Below are 14,333 nucleotides of genomic sequence, written 5' to 3'. Positions count from 1 at the left end.
AACCTTCAGCGGCGGCCCAGCACCGCCGACGGCGTGACCCCGAACCGCGCCTTGAACTGCGCGGCGAACTCGCCCAGGTGGAAGTACCCGCATTCCGCCGCGACGCCGGTCACGGTCGTGGTCCCCGGCTCACCCGCCACGAGCAGCCGGCGGGCCCGGTCGAGCCGCTGACCCCGCAGCCACTGCCCGGGCGTCGTGTCGAGGTCCCGCCGGAACCCGGCTTGCAGGCTGCGCAGGCTCGTCCCGCTCCGCCGCGCGACCTCCGACAGGCTGATCGGCTCGGCGAGGTGGTCGAGCAGGTACTCCATCGCCCGCCTGACCTGCGCCGATGGCACCCGCCCTCGCTCGGCTTCCTCCTCGCGCAGCTGCGTGAGCAGGAACGACTCGATCACCAGCTCACCCAGCTGCTGCCCGACCTCCGGCCGCGCGCGCGGCCCCAGCGTCGGCAGGCTGACCACGCTCTCGAGCAGCCGGTACAGGAACGCGGGCTGCTCCGGCAGCGACAGCGAGAGGTCCACCGGCCCGGCAGTCGCGACACCGCGGATCCGGCGGGCCGTGCTCTCGACCCAGCGCCGGTCCATCCGCACGATCAGCTGGTCGAACGCGCTGTCGATGTCCAGCTTGAACTCGCGATACGGCCCGACGATCGCGGGCCGCCCCGGCGCGAGCTCCGCGGTGTCACGGCCGTAGGTGAACTTCGCGGACCCGGCGACGGGCAGCGTCAGCAGGAAGTTGTCCTCCTCGGGCACGGCGGGCGCCACCGTGACGTCGGCTCCGTAGCGCAGGCGGTTGAGCGAGATCGGGCCCGCCGAGAAGTGCTCCAACCGGGTCGACAGCCGCGCCTGGCGCGAATGCACCACGAGCCGATGCGGGCGCAACGCCTGCGTGCAGGCCTGCGTGACCTCGTCGGGATCGCCACTGGCCGCGAGCACATGCTGCGACACGCCGGCCAGGCCGGCCGCGAGCTGCGCTGCTGTCATGCCGCCTCCCGGTGCGTTGTCCCTCAGGACAACATCCCGGCTCGCGGTTGTCCAGCGGACCGAGAACCGGCCGCACTCGCCGATGGCTCGATGACATCGGTACGGAGCTGGGTCAACTGCCGAGGCGTCACGCCGCCCTGCCCGGAGGCGGCCAAACCGGACAGGAAAGGCAGCCAGGCCGTGGCCCCACGCCTACGGTGGCCCGATGAATCCGGCCGACTTGATCAACCAGCTGCTTGCTATCGGCACGAAGGAGCAAGCTCTGCTGGCTCCGCGCGGTTCAGAGGTGAGAGGGCGGGTCCAGAGCATCGGCGCCGCGCTCGACGAGGCCGGCGGCAAAGAACTGATGCTGCGAGCTCACGGGGTTATCCGCCAGAAACTCGGGCCCGTTCTGGCACGGCAGCTCGAAGCGGCCTGGGATGGCGTCGGTGACTGGCTTGGCTAAGCCCGATGCGGGTCATCGCTACACCTGCGGCCCGGCATCACCGTCGCTGAGACAGGACACCCGCGTCGCTCAAGCCGAAACCACGCCCAGCTCCGCCGCCGCGATGTCCGCCGCACCGGCGGCGTTCGGGTGGAAGGCGTCGTTCATCAACCCCGCGTCCGCCGCGGCGGCGAAGCTGCCCCAGCGGTCGAAGAGGTCGAGCACCGGCACGCTGTGGGCCTTCGCCACGTCGTACACGGCTTCGCGGTACGGGGACAAGTCGACCCATGCCGGATCGCCGGGGATCTGCGCTTCGAGGACCACGTCGCAGGTGGTCTCCAGTGCGGACACCATCGTGTCGAGGTTGGCCGCGTACCGGTCCGGTGCGACTGCCGTCTGCTCGTTGGCGTCGTTCGTCATCAACGCGATCAGGGCGAGATCCGGCGACCAGGCCACCACGTGGTTCAGCGCCGAGTACGCCGCGCCACCGGCGACCCAGTCGGCGGTCGTCGACATCGAGATGCCGAAGTCGCCGATCGTGATGCCGTCGACCGCTTCGATCCCGATGCTGCCGACCCGCAGTTCACCGGCGTCGCCGGCGACGGTGACCGTGACGGTGTGCCGTCCGGCGGTCAGCTTGGGGAGCGCGACGAGGTGTGTCGCCAGGCCGGCCGCACCGCTCACCCGGACCGGGGCGGGCTCGTCACCGTCGATCGCGATCGTGCACTCGCGCGAGTCCTGCGTGGTGATGACGCGGGCCAGGTAGTCGCCGGACTCCGCGACGAAGGCGGTGAGGGAGACCGAGCCACCCCCGGTCGCGGACGAGGCGAACGTGGTCAGCGCACCCGGCGCGAACTCGGACCAGGACCCGGTGAACGTCAGCCTCGAATCCGCCGTCATGGTGCGCGGGTTCAGGATCACCGACGCACCCCGCACCGGGAAGCCCCGAGCGGCCAGCATCCCGCCCATCACCACCGGCGGCGACTGCGTGGCAGGCTGGAGTCCCTGGCCGGCGCTGATGGAGTCGCCGATCTTCGCGTACCTGGCCGAACCGGTCCCGGCGACGGCGGCGGCCCGCTTCCAGCGCCAGCGTCGGATCGAGGCGGCAGTCATCCCGGACAGCTGCCGGCCGTCGTCGCATCCACCGGGATTGGCCGTGACCATCGTGCGAGCTCCTTCGTCGGGCGGAAGTCGACCCATAATCACACCCGCGCCGCCGCCCGGGCGTCCGAACCGGCACGTTGGTGAAGCCAGTGCGCGCGTGATGCCCGGTCGTCACCGTTAGGGTCGGGGCGTGTTCGTGAAGATCTGTGGCCTGAAGACGGCGGCCGACGTGACGTGCGCGGTCGAAGCGGGAGCGGACGCCGTGGGGTTCCTGCTGTGCGAAAGCCCGCGGCAGGTCACCCGGGCCGAGGCCGCACGGCTCGCGGCGGGCGTGCCCGGCGAGGTGCTCACGGTCGGGGTGTTGAAAGGCGTGCCGGTGGCGGAGGTCCGCGACGCCGTGGCCGAGACCGGGATCCGAGCCGTGCAGCTCCACGGCTCCGGGTACTCGCCGGCCGACTTCGCGGCGTTGCGGGACCTGCCCGTGCGGCTGATCCGTGCCACCTCGCTGCGCGAAGGAGCGGCGCCCAAGGTCGGCGAATACGGCGAGGACCTGCTGCTGCTCGACTCCCCCGACGCGGGCTCCGGCGAGACCTGGGACTGGTCGGCCGAGACCCCCGGCGGCGACTGGCTGCTGGCCGGCGGGCTCACCCCGGACAACGTGGCCGACGCCGTCGCCACCGTACGGCCGTGGGGAGTGGACGTCTCCAGCGGCGTCGAGTCCTCACGCGGCGTGAAGGACCAGACACTGATCCGAGCTTTCCTCGCCGCCGCAAGGAGTTCCTGACCGAGGACGACAGCGGGTGGGCGCCGATGACCACCCGCTGCCGGTGGATCACTTGGTCATGAACTCGTCCAGGCGCAGCGCCCGGTTCACGATGCGGACGTCACCGATCCAGCCGTGGAACACGTTGTCGATCGCGCCGCCGTACTCGTGGCCGCCGAGCAGCCAGGTGAGGCCGAGCGAGGCGATGCCGACCGAGTCGGTCGACGGGTTGTCGGCCACCGGCGAGCTTTCGATGTACGCCTTGGTGTGGTGGCCGTCGTTGACCACCGCGAGGTGCCACCACTGCTCCTCGGGCATGCCGTGGCTCCAGTTGGTGGTCGGGTAGGTCTGGCTGAGCGGGTAGCAGTTGAACTGCAGTTCACGACCGTTGTTCGTGGTCATGAGCTGGGCCACCGGCTCCTTGGGGTCGGTGTTCTTGCCGTGCTTGCCCGCGTCGCCGGCCGCGCCGCGGCGGACCAGCACCGGCATGTTGCCGTTGTTGCCGCCGTCCCAGTCGCGCGGGATCTTCACGAACGTCTCGATCGTGTAGCCGTGCTTGAACGTCTCGGCGTTCAGCGCCGCCTTCGCCGCGGTGGTGAGATACGCGCCGTGCAGTGGGTTCTTGCCGCCGACGAAGCGCAGGCTGGCGTGGCCCGGCTGGTCGGGGTGGTGGTCGTCGGACCAGGTCAGCGCACCGGGGACGGTGCCGGGGGTGGACGCGAGCGTGAGGTCGTTGCCGTTGCCGGACAGGTCCTTGACCTTCTGGGTCGTGGTGACCGGGCTGCCGGCCGCGGCGCGGTTGCCGTCGAAGCGCCAGTACGCGAGCGTGCCGGGCAGCAGGACCTTGTTGGCCGCGCGGGCCGGGCGCGTCTTCACCGGGATGAAGCCGGAGAAGCGCTGCTCGAAGTCGAACGGCATCGAGAACCGGTCGACGGCCGTGGTCAGCCGCGACTCCATGACCTCGAGGCGGTTGCGCTTCGCCGGGTCCTTCTCCAGGATCCACGGCGAGATCGTCTCGACGTCGATGGTGTTGCGCTCGAGGTCGAAGTGGTACAGGCGCAGCATGCCGCCACCGCTCATGTAGCGGTTCTGGTAATTCGTGATGTGCAGGTGCACGTCGTTGCCGGCCGTGTTCTTCTTCGTCAGGCGGCCCGAGGGCCAGTAGTGGCCGTTGAGCGTGAGGAAGATCTGGTCGTTGTCCTTGATCAGCGAGTCCCACACGGTCTGGCCGTAGTCGGTGATCTCGGCGTTGTTCTCGGGGTCACCCGACTCGTACGGGTAGACCTCGTCGCCGTAGGTCGGCGCGACGATCTCGTGGCAGGTCAGGATCACCGCCATCTTCGGGTGCGCCTTGATGACCTGGTTGGCCCACGCGAACCCGGCCGCCGACGTCCGCCAGTCCATGGCCAGCAGCAGCCAGTCACGCCCGGCCGCGTGGAACGTGTGGGCCGTGTTGTAGCCGCTGGCGTCCGAGCCGACGAACGACTTCTGGCCCTTGAACCGCTGCGGGCCCATCGTCTGCAGGTACGGCGTGGTGCCGCGCGTGTCGTCACCGGACACGTCGTGGTTGCCGGCGAGCACGCTGTAGGCGACGTTCCCCTTGTCGAGGATCTTGAACGTCTTGTCCACGGCCTGGAACGACGTGACGTCGGCGTCCTGCGTCACGTCACCGAGGTGCGCCATGAACACGATGTTGTTGTTCGGCGTGCCGCTGTTCTCGATCACGTACCGGAACGAGGCTTCCTGCGGCTCCGGGTTGAGGCTGTTCTGGCTGCCCCAGTAGAGGTACTGCGTGTCCGGCATCACGGCGACGGTGAACTGGAGGCTCTCGCCGTCCGGTTTCCATCTGCCACTGCCTCTGCTTGCGGTGTTCGCGGTGTCGGCCTCGGCCGGCGCGACGCCGAGCGCACCCAGCGCCGTGGCGCCGACGCCGGCGAGTCCCGCGTTGCGCAGGAAGGACCGTCGGTTCGGGCCCACCTGGTTTTCGCGCATGGTCTACCCCATTCAGGTTTCCAGGGAGAATTCTTCAACGCCCCGACGCTATTCACGGCTGTTTGAGCCAACACGAACACCAGGTGGCCTGTTCACGTCGGCTCCCTTACGTTGCGCACCCTTGAGACGCAGGTCACGGGCGGTGGGCCTGGCGGGCACCGAGCCTGCCCTTTCGTTTTCGACAATTCCTGTCTCGTCCGGGGTATTTCCCGCCGGTTGTCACGAATCGCGACTGTGCGTGGTCTATCGGGTACTCGTTTCGATCGCTTCGGCGGAAGGACCTCTCTCGTGCCGGCGTCCGTGTCCTGGCTGCTGACGGCGGCGTTCACCGCGTTGGCGTGGACGCCACTGACGCACCTCTGGCGTGGGGTGACCGCTTGGCCGGCGGACACTGCTGGGCGGCGTGGGTCTCCAGTGGAGGTCCATCGTGGTCAGGCGTCGCCGCCTGCCGCGGGTTCCTCGTTGCCCGCTGTCGGTTCCTCGTTGCCCGCCAACGCCGCACCGTCGCTCCGGTCACCGACCCGCGCCGACTCCGTGGCCGAACTCGTCCTCTGCGCCGCGATGATCGCCATGACCTCCCCCGTCGGCGCGCCCATTCCGGCCGCCGGCTGGCAGGCCGTGCTCCTGCTCACCCTGGGCTGGTCCCTCACGACCCGGCGCCTGCACCACCTCGCCCCCACCGCGACGATGCTGTTCATGCTCACCGCCATGCCGCATCCCGCGGACGGCCACGGCCCGTGGCTCACGATGCCCGCCATGGGCCACGGCTGGTGGACGCCCTTCACCTTCGGCGCGGCCGCGTGGTTCCTCCTCGACGCCGCCCACTCGGTCCCGGCGTGGCACACGGACCCGGCCCGCGCGTTGTCGCGCACAGGCATGAGCCTCGGAATGGCTTGTGCGCTGGTCGGCTCGGCCTGAGACGGCAATCTCGAAGGAAACCCGGCCGTGTAACGGTAATATGAGCGGTCGTGCTCTCCACAGCTCGACGGCTGACCGCGCAGTGGACCGCCCAATACGGTGAGAACGCCACGGCAGACTGGGCCGCGCACTGCACGGAGGAAGAGTTCACCCGAGTGTGCGGTTTGGCCGACTGGCTGATCCACCTCGGACCGCCCACCCCCGTCCGGCGGAGGCATGGTGGCCGCCCGCTACGCCGAACCTGACCGCACAATGGACAGCTTCCCGGACCTCAAAGCGCAACGCCGTGCCGGCACCGACTACGGCGTGACAGAACAGTTCGAGGCCTTCTGGTCACCTTCCGTCGACGTTTCCTGACCCTCGACACCGCCTCGACCGCACCGGGAGTTTCCCCGACAGTTTCGGCCCTGGCATTTCCCCGACCATTCGATGCTACGATCACAATCGATCGCCACATTCGTGCGCCTGGTCACGGTCAGCATGCACGCCCAATTTCAAGGAGCACTCATGGCCCAGAAGGTTCTCGTCGAAATGCTGGACGACATCGACGGCAGCCCGGCCACCCAGACAGTCCCCTTCGGACTCGACGGTGTCAGCTACGAGATCGACCTGTCCGACGACAACGCCGCCGCCTTGCGCGACGAGCTCGCGCGCTACATCGGCGTGGGCCGCAAGACCGGTGGCCGCAAGGTGCGCGTCGCCGCGGGGCAGCCGACTGCGGCCACCCCGGCCGACCGCGAGCGCTCGCGCACGATCCGCGCGTGGGCCAACGAAAACGGCTACCAGATCTCCGAGCGCGGCCGGATCCCTTCCGACGTCGTGAGCGCCTACGAGCAGGCCGAGCTCGAAGCCGCCAAGCCCTCCGCGCCGGCTCGCAAGCGCCCGGCTCGCAAGAAGGTCGCCGCCGCCAAGAAGTAGTACGGCGAGCCTGCTGACCGAGCTGCCGGCTCGTTGACAACGGACCCCCGTTCGTCAACGAGCCGGCGCCAGTCGGTCCACAGTGGATCGCCACCACAGCTCGATGACGGTTTCCACCGAACCGGTACCGACGTCGTGAACAAGACCGCGGTTCGCCTCCGCCGGCCCGATACAGGGAGCCGGATCCTGGATCAGGAAGACACCGCGGCCGTACGACGTCCTTCCAAATCCACCGGGACCAGCCTCCGCGGCGATATGCCACACCCTCACGAGTTGCTCGCACGTGTCCGGCGTGACCCATCCGCCGACGTTGCGCAGCGCCCCTCCCCGCGCCCCGCTCGCCCGCGCGACCCGTTCTGCCAGTCCATCGCCGACACCGACGTGACGCGGTTGTGCCCTGGTGGCGGGTGTGCCGCCGTGGGACACTTCACTGATCGTTCCCATGGTGCCGCGCCGGTGCCGCCGGCTCTGGACCTCGGCGGGTGGGACACCACGCCCGAGTTGTCCGGAGGTGTCGGGTAATGGCCGCCGATCGGTCGCCGGAGGGGCGGACCGGTGTGCTGCTCGTCGGCACCCGGGGGCCGGCGGGCCCAGGTGAGGTCCTGCTGCGGATCCGCGGCGGCACCGAGACCTACCGGGCGTACTCCGAGGCGCCGCTCGCGAAGGGCACGACCGTGCTCGTCGTCGAATCCCTCCCCCATCGTGCCGTCGAGGTCATCGCCTGGACGGATCCCTTCACCAGCAGCTAGGAGAACGACGATGTTCGGTTATCGCGTGCCCGCACCCGACGAGGCGATGCTCATTTCCGGCGGCAAGAGCAGCGGCACGGGAGAGACACCGTTCCGGGTGGTCACCGGGCACGGCGCGTTCGTCATGCCGTTCTTCCGGAAAGTGCGGTTCCTGACTCTCAGCATGGCCGAAGCCGAGGTGTCCGAGACCTGCGTGACCAAGCAGGCCATCGCCCTCAACGTCCGCGCGGTCATCGCGTTCAAGGTCGGCAACGACACCGAGAGCATCGTCAACGCCGGCCAGCGATTCCTGTCCGACCAGCAGCAGATGTCGGTCCTGACCGGCCGTATCTTCGCCGGTCACCTGCGCTCGATCGTCGGCTCGATGACCGTGGAGGAGATCGTCACCGAGCGGCAGAAGCTCGCGACCGAAGTCCTCGACGGATCGGCCGCGGAAATGGCGAAGATCGGTTTGACGATCGACTCGCTGCAGATCCAGTCGATCGACGACATGAAACTCGGCTACATCGCCGCGATGGCCGCACCGCACAACGCCGCCATCCAGCGCGAGGCCCAGATCGCCCAGGCGCGCGCGGACCAGGCCGCAGCCGAGGCGGAGCAGGAATCGCAGCGGCGGCAGGCGGAGTACGCGCGGCAGACCTCGGTCGTGCAGGCGCAGTACAAGGCCGAAGTCGACAAGGCCCAGGCCGAGGCCGCACAGGCCGGACCGCTGGCCCAGGCCACGGCCCAACGAGAGGTGATCGACGCCAGGACCGAGCTGGCACAACGGGAAGCGCTGCTGCGCCAGCAACAGCTGGTGGCCGAGGTCGTCAAACCCGCCGAGGCCCGCGCCGAGCAGGTGCGGATCATGGCACGCGCCGACGCCGAGGCGACGGAAGTCACGGCCGCGGCCGCCGCGTCCCACAACCGGGTCGCGCTCGACCGGCTGCTCATCGAGCAGCTGCCGCAGATCGTGAAGGAAGCGGCCGCAGGACTCAGCGGCGCGAACGTCACCGTCCTCAATGGAGCCGACGGGATCGGCCAGGTCGCGGCCGGGCTCGTCGGCCAGGGCCTGGCAATCCTCGAATCCGTGAAGAAAGGCGTCGCCGAGTCCGGCCCACAACAGCCGAAGGCGGCGGACAACGGCCCCGCGGAGCGAGGGAACAACCACGCTGTGACGAGCTGACGCCACCTTGATCACCGCGTTGTGACGCTTTTCGTGGCCTGGCTCCCGATTCCCTGAAGAGCCAGGCCACGAAACACTGATCACCTTGCGATTACCGTTTCCGACCGGGCCCGCGAAAGGACGCTCCCGGTCACACCTCAGTCCACATTGCCCAGCGCGCAAGCCCACTGCGCATCGAAGACCGCCACCCCGTCGTCTTCCAGAATGACCGCACAGAGTTTCGTGAGCCCGCCGTGCGCCAAGGTGCACGCGCTGTTCACCTTCGGCCCCACGATGTATCCGGTGCGGTTTCGCGAAAAAAGCCGGATCGAAGCGACGACCGTTGGAAAGTCCGAAAAGGACCGCGCACCGGCATCGAGCCGCGCCAGATGAGGCCGCTGGGGGGATGATGGCCCGCGCTGTGCCCCCTCGATCAGCAGTCCGCAACAAGTACCTTGACGAACTTGACCTGGCAACCATCCCCGCAGCGCTACTCTTTGGGTGATCCGGGCGCCGAAATGCTCGGGCGGGCTTCGGATGAGCGCCACATGCCCACGCGCGAGCGGAGCTCTTCCTGCCAACGCCCCGCAGATCTGCGCGCCCACGCAAAGCCTGTCCTCCGGGCGGGCACGGGCACTCTCGACCACAACTCACGCTTAGCACGTTTCCGCAGGTCAGGTGCTCGCGTGCCCGAATCATGCCTGGTACGCGCCCTGGTGGCAGGCACCGCGGGAGTCCAAGGTCGTTTTTCGGCATCCCGGCGGCTGTTCGACTCAACCTTCCCGCAACGCCGTGCATGCGGATTCGTCGTGACGAACGCCGCCGCGACGAACTCATCGCCGAGTTGCGGACGGCTCGGCTCGTACCCGGGTGCGTCGTCAGCGGCATCGAGCACCGGAAGGCCGCAACGATCGTCCGAACCGGGCTCCCCACCGTCGATTACCGGCGACGCACCCTTCATCGGCACCTCGACGAGGACCTGTTCATGGACCTTGCCGCCGATGCCGCAGTGCGGGTGCGCCGCACACGACGTCACCTGCTTGAGATGAGGACAGAACGCGCCATTCCCTCGATGGTCGATGGGGCGTAGTGCGGGTCCGCTGCGGCGCGCCTTTCGCCGCAGCTGGGAAGCAAGCTAGGAGGCCTGTGATGACCGACGACGTCGAGGCGATGGGGCCGATCAGTTATCTGGTAGTCGAGTTCCCGGGCACGAAGATAACCGGCCGTGGCTTGCCGATCTTGGTGGACCTGGTCGACCAGGGCCTGATCCGCGTCCTCGATTTGATGTTCGTCGCCCGGGACGCCGATGGGTCGGTGCGCGCGGTCGAGTTGCGCGACCTGGACCTCGACGGCCAGCTCGACGTGGCGATCTTCGAAGGCGCATCCTCGGGCCTGCTCGACGACGGCGACCTGGCTGATGCCGCGTCCGCGATCGAACCTGGATCGTCCGCGGCGATTTTGCTGTACGAGAACCGGTGGGCACGGTCGTTCACACAGGCCCTGCGCCGCGGCGGGGCCGAGGTAGTGGCCGTCGGCCACGTCCCGCTCGATGCCATCGCGGCATCGCTCGATGCCGCCGAAGCAGCCGACGTCTAACCCAACGGAGGAAGGGAGAGGACCATGCCGGGACTCCTCCGAGGTCTCGCACGAACTGCCGCGATCGCGGGGACGGCAACCGCCGTGTCGAACCGAGTTTCCCGTCGCCAGGGCCAGCGCTGGTCGAGACAAGAGGACGAACAGTACGCCCAGCAACAGCAGCACGACACGCCGCCGCCGCAATCGGCTGCGGCACCCGCTCGCGACGCCGTCACGCAGCTCAAGGAGCTTGCCGAGCTCAAGGCGCAGGGTGTCCTCACCGACGCCGAGTTCGAGGCCGAGAAGGCCAAGATCCTTGCGTCCTGACACTGCGGGCCCTGGATAAACGTGGGGATCACGCAAGTGCGATGCGAACGCCCGCACTTCTCTCGACGTGATGGGTGATGTAGCCCAGCAAGTTGGATCTGCTTACCGAGATCGAGAGCGTGGCATCGCCGATGTGTGCGGCAAGGCGCGGTGCACCTCGAGATCGAAGGCCGCCGCTGTTCCAAAGCACGGCGTGTTTGCGGCTCGATTTCGAGTTGAACCGGTTCGCCCCGCGGCTGCCTTGCCCGTGCGGGTCATCCTCCATGGATGAGGCCGGGCCGCCCGATCGGCGGTGACGATGATCCTGAACACGACGGGAGGCCGCGATGGGTTGTCTGAGGCGTGCCCCAGCAGCTTGAGGATGGTCCGGCCTCGTGCGGTCGGAGTCATCCGGATCGGGCGACGCGCACTGGGCGTTCCGCGCGCCATCGTCGACCGGACGCGGCCGTGACCGAGGAGGAGGCAGGGATGATGGCGACAGCACCGGGGTCGGACACGCAGTCGGCGGACGTACTCGTGATTTTCGGTATCACCGGCGATCTGGCGAAGGTGATGACCTTCCGTTCGCTCTACCGGCTCGAGGCCCGCGGCCTGCTCACGTGTCCCGTCGTCGGGGTGGCCGCGGACGACTGGACACTCGATCAGCTCATCGAACGGGCCCGCTCGTCGATCGAGGCGACCGGAGATCTCGACGAGGCGGTCTTCGACCGGTTCGCCGCCAAGTTGTCCTACGTCAGCGGCGACTTCACCGACCCCGCCACCTACGAGCGGGTGGGAAACGCCGTCAAGGGCGCCGAGACTCCGGTGTTCTACCTGGAGATACCGCCGTTCCTGTTCGGACGAGTGGTCAAGGGACTGTCGGAGGCCGGCCTGACCACCGCCGCCCGCCTCGTGATCGAGAAGCCGTTCGGGCACGACCGCCGGTCCGCGCGTGAGCTGGCTGATGAGCTGCACCAGTACATCGACGAGTCGCAGCTGTTCCGGATCGATCACTACCTGGGGAAGATGGGGCTGGAGGAGATCCTCCACCTCCGCTTCGCGAACGCCATCCTCGAACCGTTGTGGAGCCGCAACTACCTCGAGTGCGTGCAGATCACGATGGCGGAGAGCTTCGGCGTCGAGGACCGCGGCCATTTCTACGACCCGGTCGGCGCCCTGCGGGACGTTGTCGTCAACCACCTGATGCAGGTGGTCGCGGCCGCCGCGATGGAGCCGCCGTCGCGCGGCGACCCGGTGACGCTGAAGGATTCGCAGGTCGGTCTGTTCCGAGCGGTGGAGGAGGCTGATCCGGCCCACTACGTGCGCGGCCAGTACGACGGCTACCTCGACATCGACGGTGTTTCGCGCGACTCGACCACTGAGACGTTTGCGGCACTGCGGCTCGACATCGAGAACTGGCGCTGGGCCGGTGTGCCGTTCTTCATCCGGACCGGCAAGCGGCTGCCGGTGACGCAGACCGAGCTGCGGCTGGTGTTCAAGCGCCCGCCACGGCTGGGTTTCGGACTGGTCGGGCATACAGCGCAGCCGAACCAGCTCGTCCTGAGGCTCGACCCGTCGACCGGGGTCCGGATCCAGGTCGACGCGCATCGTGCCGACGTGGCCCGGATCGCGCCGATCGAGCTCGACATGGAGTTCGCGGACGAGGGCGGTGAGGGGCCGACGCCGTACGAGACCTTGCTGCACGCGGCGATGACCGGGAAGAGCACGCGATTCTCCCGGCAGGACAGCGTCGAGGAGACCTGGCGGATCATGCAACCCTTGCTCGACGCGCCGCCGCCCGTGCACTCCTACGCGCCCGGCAGCTGGGGCCCGGCCGCGGCCGACGACATCGCGGCCGGGTTCGGCGGCTGGCGTGCGCCCTGGATTTCGGGCTGATCGCGCTCAGCCGAGTCGCTGCAGCAGGTGGTCGCCCACTCGCAGCGCGTTCGCGATCGCCGTCAAAGCCGGGTTGACCGCGCCGATGCTCGGGAAGAAGCTCGTGTCGACGACGTAGAGGTTGTCGACTTCGTGCGCCTTGCAGTCGGTGTCGAGGACGGATGTCGCCGGATCACGCCCGAACCGTACGGTGCCGGCCTGGTGCGCGCAGCCCGCGACGGGAATGTCGTTTTTCATGTAAACGTCCCGCGGAATCAGATGATGCGGATGCATCCCCAGCCGGCTCAGGTGTTTCTTCACCCTGTGGTAGAGCTGTTCCATCGGCTCGCGGTTGTTCGGTGTGTAGCTCAGCACCACGTTCCCGTCGCGGTCGAGCGTCACCCGGTTGTCGGGAGCGGGAAGGTCTTCGGCCGACAGCCAGAAGTCGACCGCGTGCTCGGCCACGTCGTGGAGGGCGAAGGTCGGTGCCAGCACCGTCTCGACGGGCTTTTCGCCTCGGTACATCGGTGCGGACGACTTGCCGACCATCTGCAGATTGCCCATCGGGTAGTCGAAGTCGTCATCGCCGAAGTAGTAGTCGTTGAGGCCCAAGGTCTTCTGGAATCGGGTGTCGTTCTTCTCGGTCGAGATCGCCAGGAACGCGCGGCTGTTGTGGAACACGTAGTTGCGGCCGACCTGGTCCGACCCGTTCGCGAGGCCGCCCGGATGACGGTCGCTGGCGCTCGCGAGCAGGATCCGGGCCGAGTTGACCGCGCCCGCCGACACGACGACCACGTCGGCGGCGAACCGCTGCTCGGCACCGTCCACGTCGGCGACGACCGAGGTCACCGTCCGCCCGGACTCGTCGGTCTCCAGGCGGCGCACCCGCGCGTTGCGGACCAGGGTCACCGTGTCGTGCTCGATGGCCGGCCGCACGGCGATGACGTCCGCGTCGGACTTCGCATGGACCAGACACGGGAACCCGTCACACGTGGCGCAGCGGATGCACGCGCTGAAGGCGGGCCGGGCCTCGTCGAGCATCACGCCCGCCGGCGCGTGGAAGGGGTGGAGCCCGACGGCTGCCAGGTCGTCGAACAGCCGCTGGATGCGCGGCTCGTGCGAAACCGGCGGGAAAGGGTACGGCGCGGAAGCGGGCGGATCGGTCGAGTCCTCGCCACGGACACCGTGCACCTGGTAGAGCTGCTCGGCCTGGGTGTAGTACGGCTCCATCTCGTCGTACCCGATGGGCCACGCGGGTGAGACGCCGCCGTGGTGCTTGAGCTCGCCGAAGTCTCGCTCGCGCAGCCGGTACAGCGCGGCTCCGTAGAACTTCGTCGCACCGCCGACGAAGTAGTGGACCTGAGGCTGGAACGGTTTTCCCTTGTCGTCCAACCACTTGTCGCTCGACACGTAGCGGTTGTCGACGAAGACGGCCTCGGCGTCCCAGTTCTGCGCCTCGCGGGGTAGCCAGTCACCGCGTTCGAGGATCAGCACGCGCTTTCCCGACGGCGCGAGGCGGTGTGCGAGGGTGCCGCCACCGGCTCCCGACCCCACGATGATGACGTCGTAGTGCTCGGCCATGCTG

Annotated in this window: 16 protein-coding genes; 11 read left to right on the top strand and 5 right to left on the bottom strand. The window is 68.5% G+C overall.

Annotation, left to right across the window (positions count from 1 at the left end; all coding sequences use genetic code 11):
• Nucleotides 1-5: 5 nt before the first annotated feature.
• Nucleotides 6-980 carry an AraC family transcriptional regulator gene (locus QRX50_RS14430; RefSeq protein WP_285972444.1) on the bottom strand — a complete coding sequence of 325 codons (975 nt, stop codon included), beginning with the start codon at nucleotides 978-980 and terminating at the stop codon, nucleotides 6-8.
• Between the two features lie 205 nt (nucleotides 981-1,185).
• On the opposite strand from QRX50_RS14430, the gene QRX50_RS14425 reads away from it, so the two are divergent.
• Nucleotides 1,186-1,425 (top strand): hypothetical protein, encoded by a 240-nt coding sequence (locus QRX50_RS14425; protein WP_285972443.1) that lies wholly within the window; start codon nucleotides 1,186-1,188, stop codon nucleotides 1,423-1,425.
• A 69-nt stretch (nucleotides 1,426-1,494) separates the two neighbouring features.
• Here the strand turns inward: QRX50_RS14425 and QRX50_RS14420 are convergent, their stop codons facing one another.
• Complete coding sequence (locus tag QRX50_RS14420) at nucleotides 1,495-2,568, bottom strand: SGNH/GDSL hydrolase family protein (RefSeq protein ID WP_285972442.1); 1,074 nt, start codon at nucleotides 2,566-2,568, stop codon at nucleotides 1,495-1,497.
• A 130-nt stretch (nucleotides 2,569-2,698) separates the two neighbouring features.
• On the opposite strand from QRX50_RS14420, the gene QRX50_RS14415 reads away from it, so the two are divergent.
• Nucleotides 2,699-3,292, top strand: coding sequence for a phosphoribosylanthranilate isomerase (locus QRX50_RS14415; protein ID WP_285972441.1), 594 nt, complete (start codon nucleotides 2,699-2,701; stop codon nucleotides 3,290-3,292).
• Between the two features lie 48 nt (nucleotides 3,293-3,340).
• Here QRX50_RS14415 and QRX50_RS14410 read toward each other — a convergent pair whose 3' ends face one another.
• Nucleotides 3,341-5,263, bottom strand: a complete 1,923-nt coding sequence (locus QRX50_RS14410; protein ID WP_285972440.1) for a LamG-like jellyroll fold domain-containing protein — start codon at nucleotides 5,261-5,263, stop codon at nucleotides 3,341-3,343.
• Nucleotides 5,264-5,551: 288 nt separating this feature from the next.
• Between QRX50_RS14410 and QRX50_RS14405 the strand changes: the two genes are divergently transcribed.
• From QRX50_RS14405 to QRX50_RS14385, 5 genes are all read left to right on the top strand, one after another.
• Nucleotides 5,552-6,181, top strand: a complete 630-nt coding sequence (locus QRX50_RS14405) for a DUF5134 domain-containing protein (protein WP_285972439.1) — start codon at nucleotides 5,552-5,554, stop codon at nucleotides 6,179-6,181.
• A 216-nt stretch (nucleotides 6,182-6,397) separates the two neighbouring features.
• Nucleotides 6,398-6,538: a hypothetical protein gene (locus tag QRX50_RS14400; protein ID WP_285972438.1), complete on the top strand. Its 141-nt coding sequence runs from the start codon at nucleotides 6,398-6,400 to the stop codon at nucleotides 6,536-6,538.
• A gap of 150 nt (nucleotides 6,539-6,688) precedes the next feature.
• A complete protein-coding gene (locus tag QRX50_RS14395) occupies nucleotides 6,689-7,099 on the top strand; it encodes a histone-like nucleoid-structuring protein Lsr2 (RefSeq protein ID WP_285972437.1) in 411 nt (136 codons plus the stop codon).
• A gap of 521 nt (nucleotides 7,100-7,620) precedes the next feature.
• Nucleotides 7,621-7,848 (top strand): NfeD C-terminal domain-containing protein, encoded by a 228-nt coding sequence (locus QRX50_RS14390; RefSeq protein WP_285972436.1) that lies wholly within the window; start codon nucleotides 7,621-7,623, stop codon nucleotides 7,846-7,848.
• Nucleotides 7,802-9,013 carry an SPFH domain-containing protein gene (locus QRX50_RS14385; RefSeq protein ID WP_285972435.1) on the top strand — a complete coding sequence of 404 codons (1,212 nt, stop codon included), beginning with the start codon at nucleotides 7,802-7,804 and terminating at the stop codon, nucleotides 9,011-9,013. Before QRX50_RS14390 ends, QRX50_RS14385 begins: the two co-directional genes overlap by 47 nt.
• 137 nt (nucleotides 9,014-9,150) lie before the next feature.
• Here the strand turns inward: QRX50_RS14385 and QRX50_RS14380 are convergent, their stop codons facing one another.
• Nucleotides 9,151-9,597 carry a hypothetical protein gene (locus tag QRX50_RS14380; protein WP_285972434.1) on the bottom strand — a complete coding sequence of 149 codons (447 nt, stop codon included), beginning with the start codon at nucleotides 9,595-9,597 and terminating at the stop codon, nucleotides 9,151-9,153.
• Nucleotides 9,598-9,788: 191 nt separating this feature from the next.
• Between QRX50_RS14380 and QRX50_RS14375 the strand changes: the two genes are divergently transcribed.
• The 4 genes from QRX50_RS14375 (at nucleotide 9,789) to zwf (ending at nucleotide 12,769) form a co-directional block, all read left to right on the top strand.
• A complete protein-coding gene (locus QRX50_RS14375) occupies nucleotides 9,789-10,082 on the top strand; it encodes a hypothetical protein (protein ID WP_285972433.1) in 294 nt (97 codons plus the stop codon).
• Between the two features lie 59 nt (nucleotides 10,083-10,141).
• The gene (locus QRX50_RS14370; protein WP_285972432.1) at nucleotides 10,142-10,588 is read left to right on the top strand and encodes a DUF6325 family protein; all 447 of its coding nucleotides are present in this window, start codon (nucleotides 10,142-10,144) and stop codon (nucleotides 10,586-10,588) included.
• A gap of 24 nt (nucleotides 10,589-10,612) precedes the next feature.
• Nucleotides 10,613-10,894 (top strand): SHOCT domain-containing protein, encoded by a 282-nt coding sequence (locus QRX50_RS14365; RefSeq protein ID WP_285972431.1) that lies wholly within the window; start codon nucleotides 10,613-10,615, stop codon nucleotides 10,892-10,894.
• A 468-nt stretch (nucleotides 10,895-11,362) separates the two neighbouring features.
• Nucleotides 11,363-12,769 carry a glucose-6-phosphate dehydrogenase gene (zwf, locus tag QRX50_RS14360; protein WP_285972430.1) on the top strand — a complete coding sequence of 469 codons (1,407 nt, stop codon included), beginning with the start codon at nucleotides 11,363-11,365 and terminating at the stop codon, nucleotides 12,767-12,769.
• Nucleotides 12,770-12,775: 6 nt separating this feature from the next.
• Here the strand turns inward: zwf and QRX50_RS14355 are convergent, their stop codons facing one another.
• Nucleotides 12,776-14,329 (bottom strand): GMC oxidoreductase, encoded by a 1,554-nt coding sequence (locus QRX50_RS14355; RefSeq protein ID WP_285972429.1) that lies wholly within the window; start codon nucleotides 14,327-14,329, stop codon nucleotides 12,776-12,778.
• Nucleotides 14,330-14,333 lie beyond the last annotated feature (4 nt).

The sequence above is a fragment of the Amycolatopsis sp. 2-15 genome (assembly GCF_030285625.1).
Taxonomy (GTDB): Bacteria; Actinomycetota; Actinomycetes; order Mycobacteriales; family Pseudonocardiaceae; genus Amycolatopsis; species Amycolatopsis carbonis.
The sequence above is the reverse complement of the archived record's forward strand: the minus strand, read 5'-3'. Positions and strand labels throughout refer to the sequence as shown.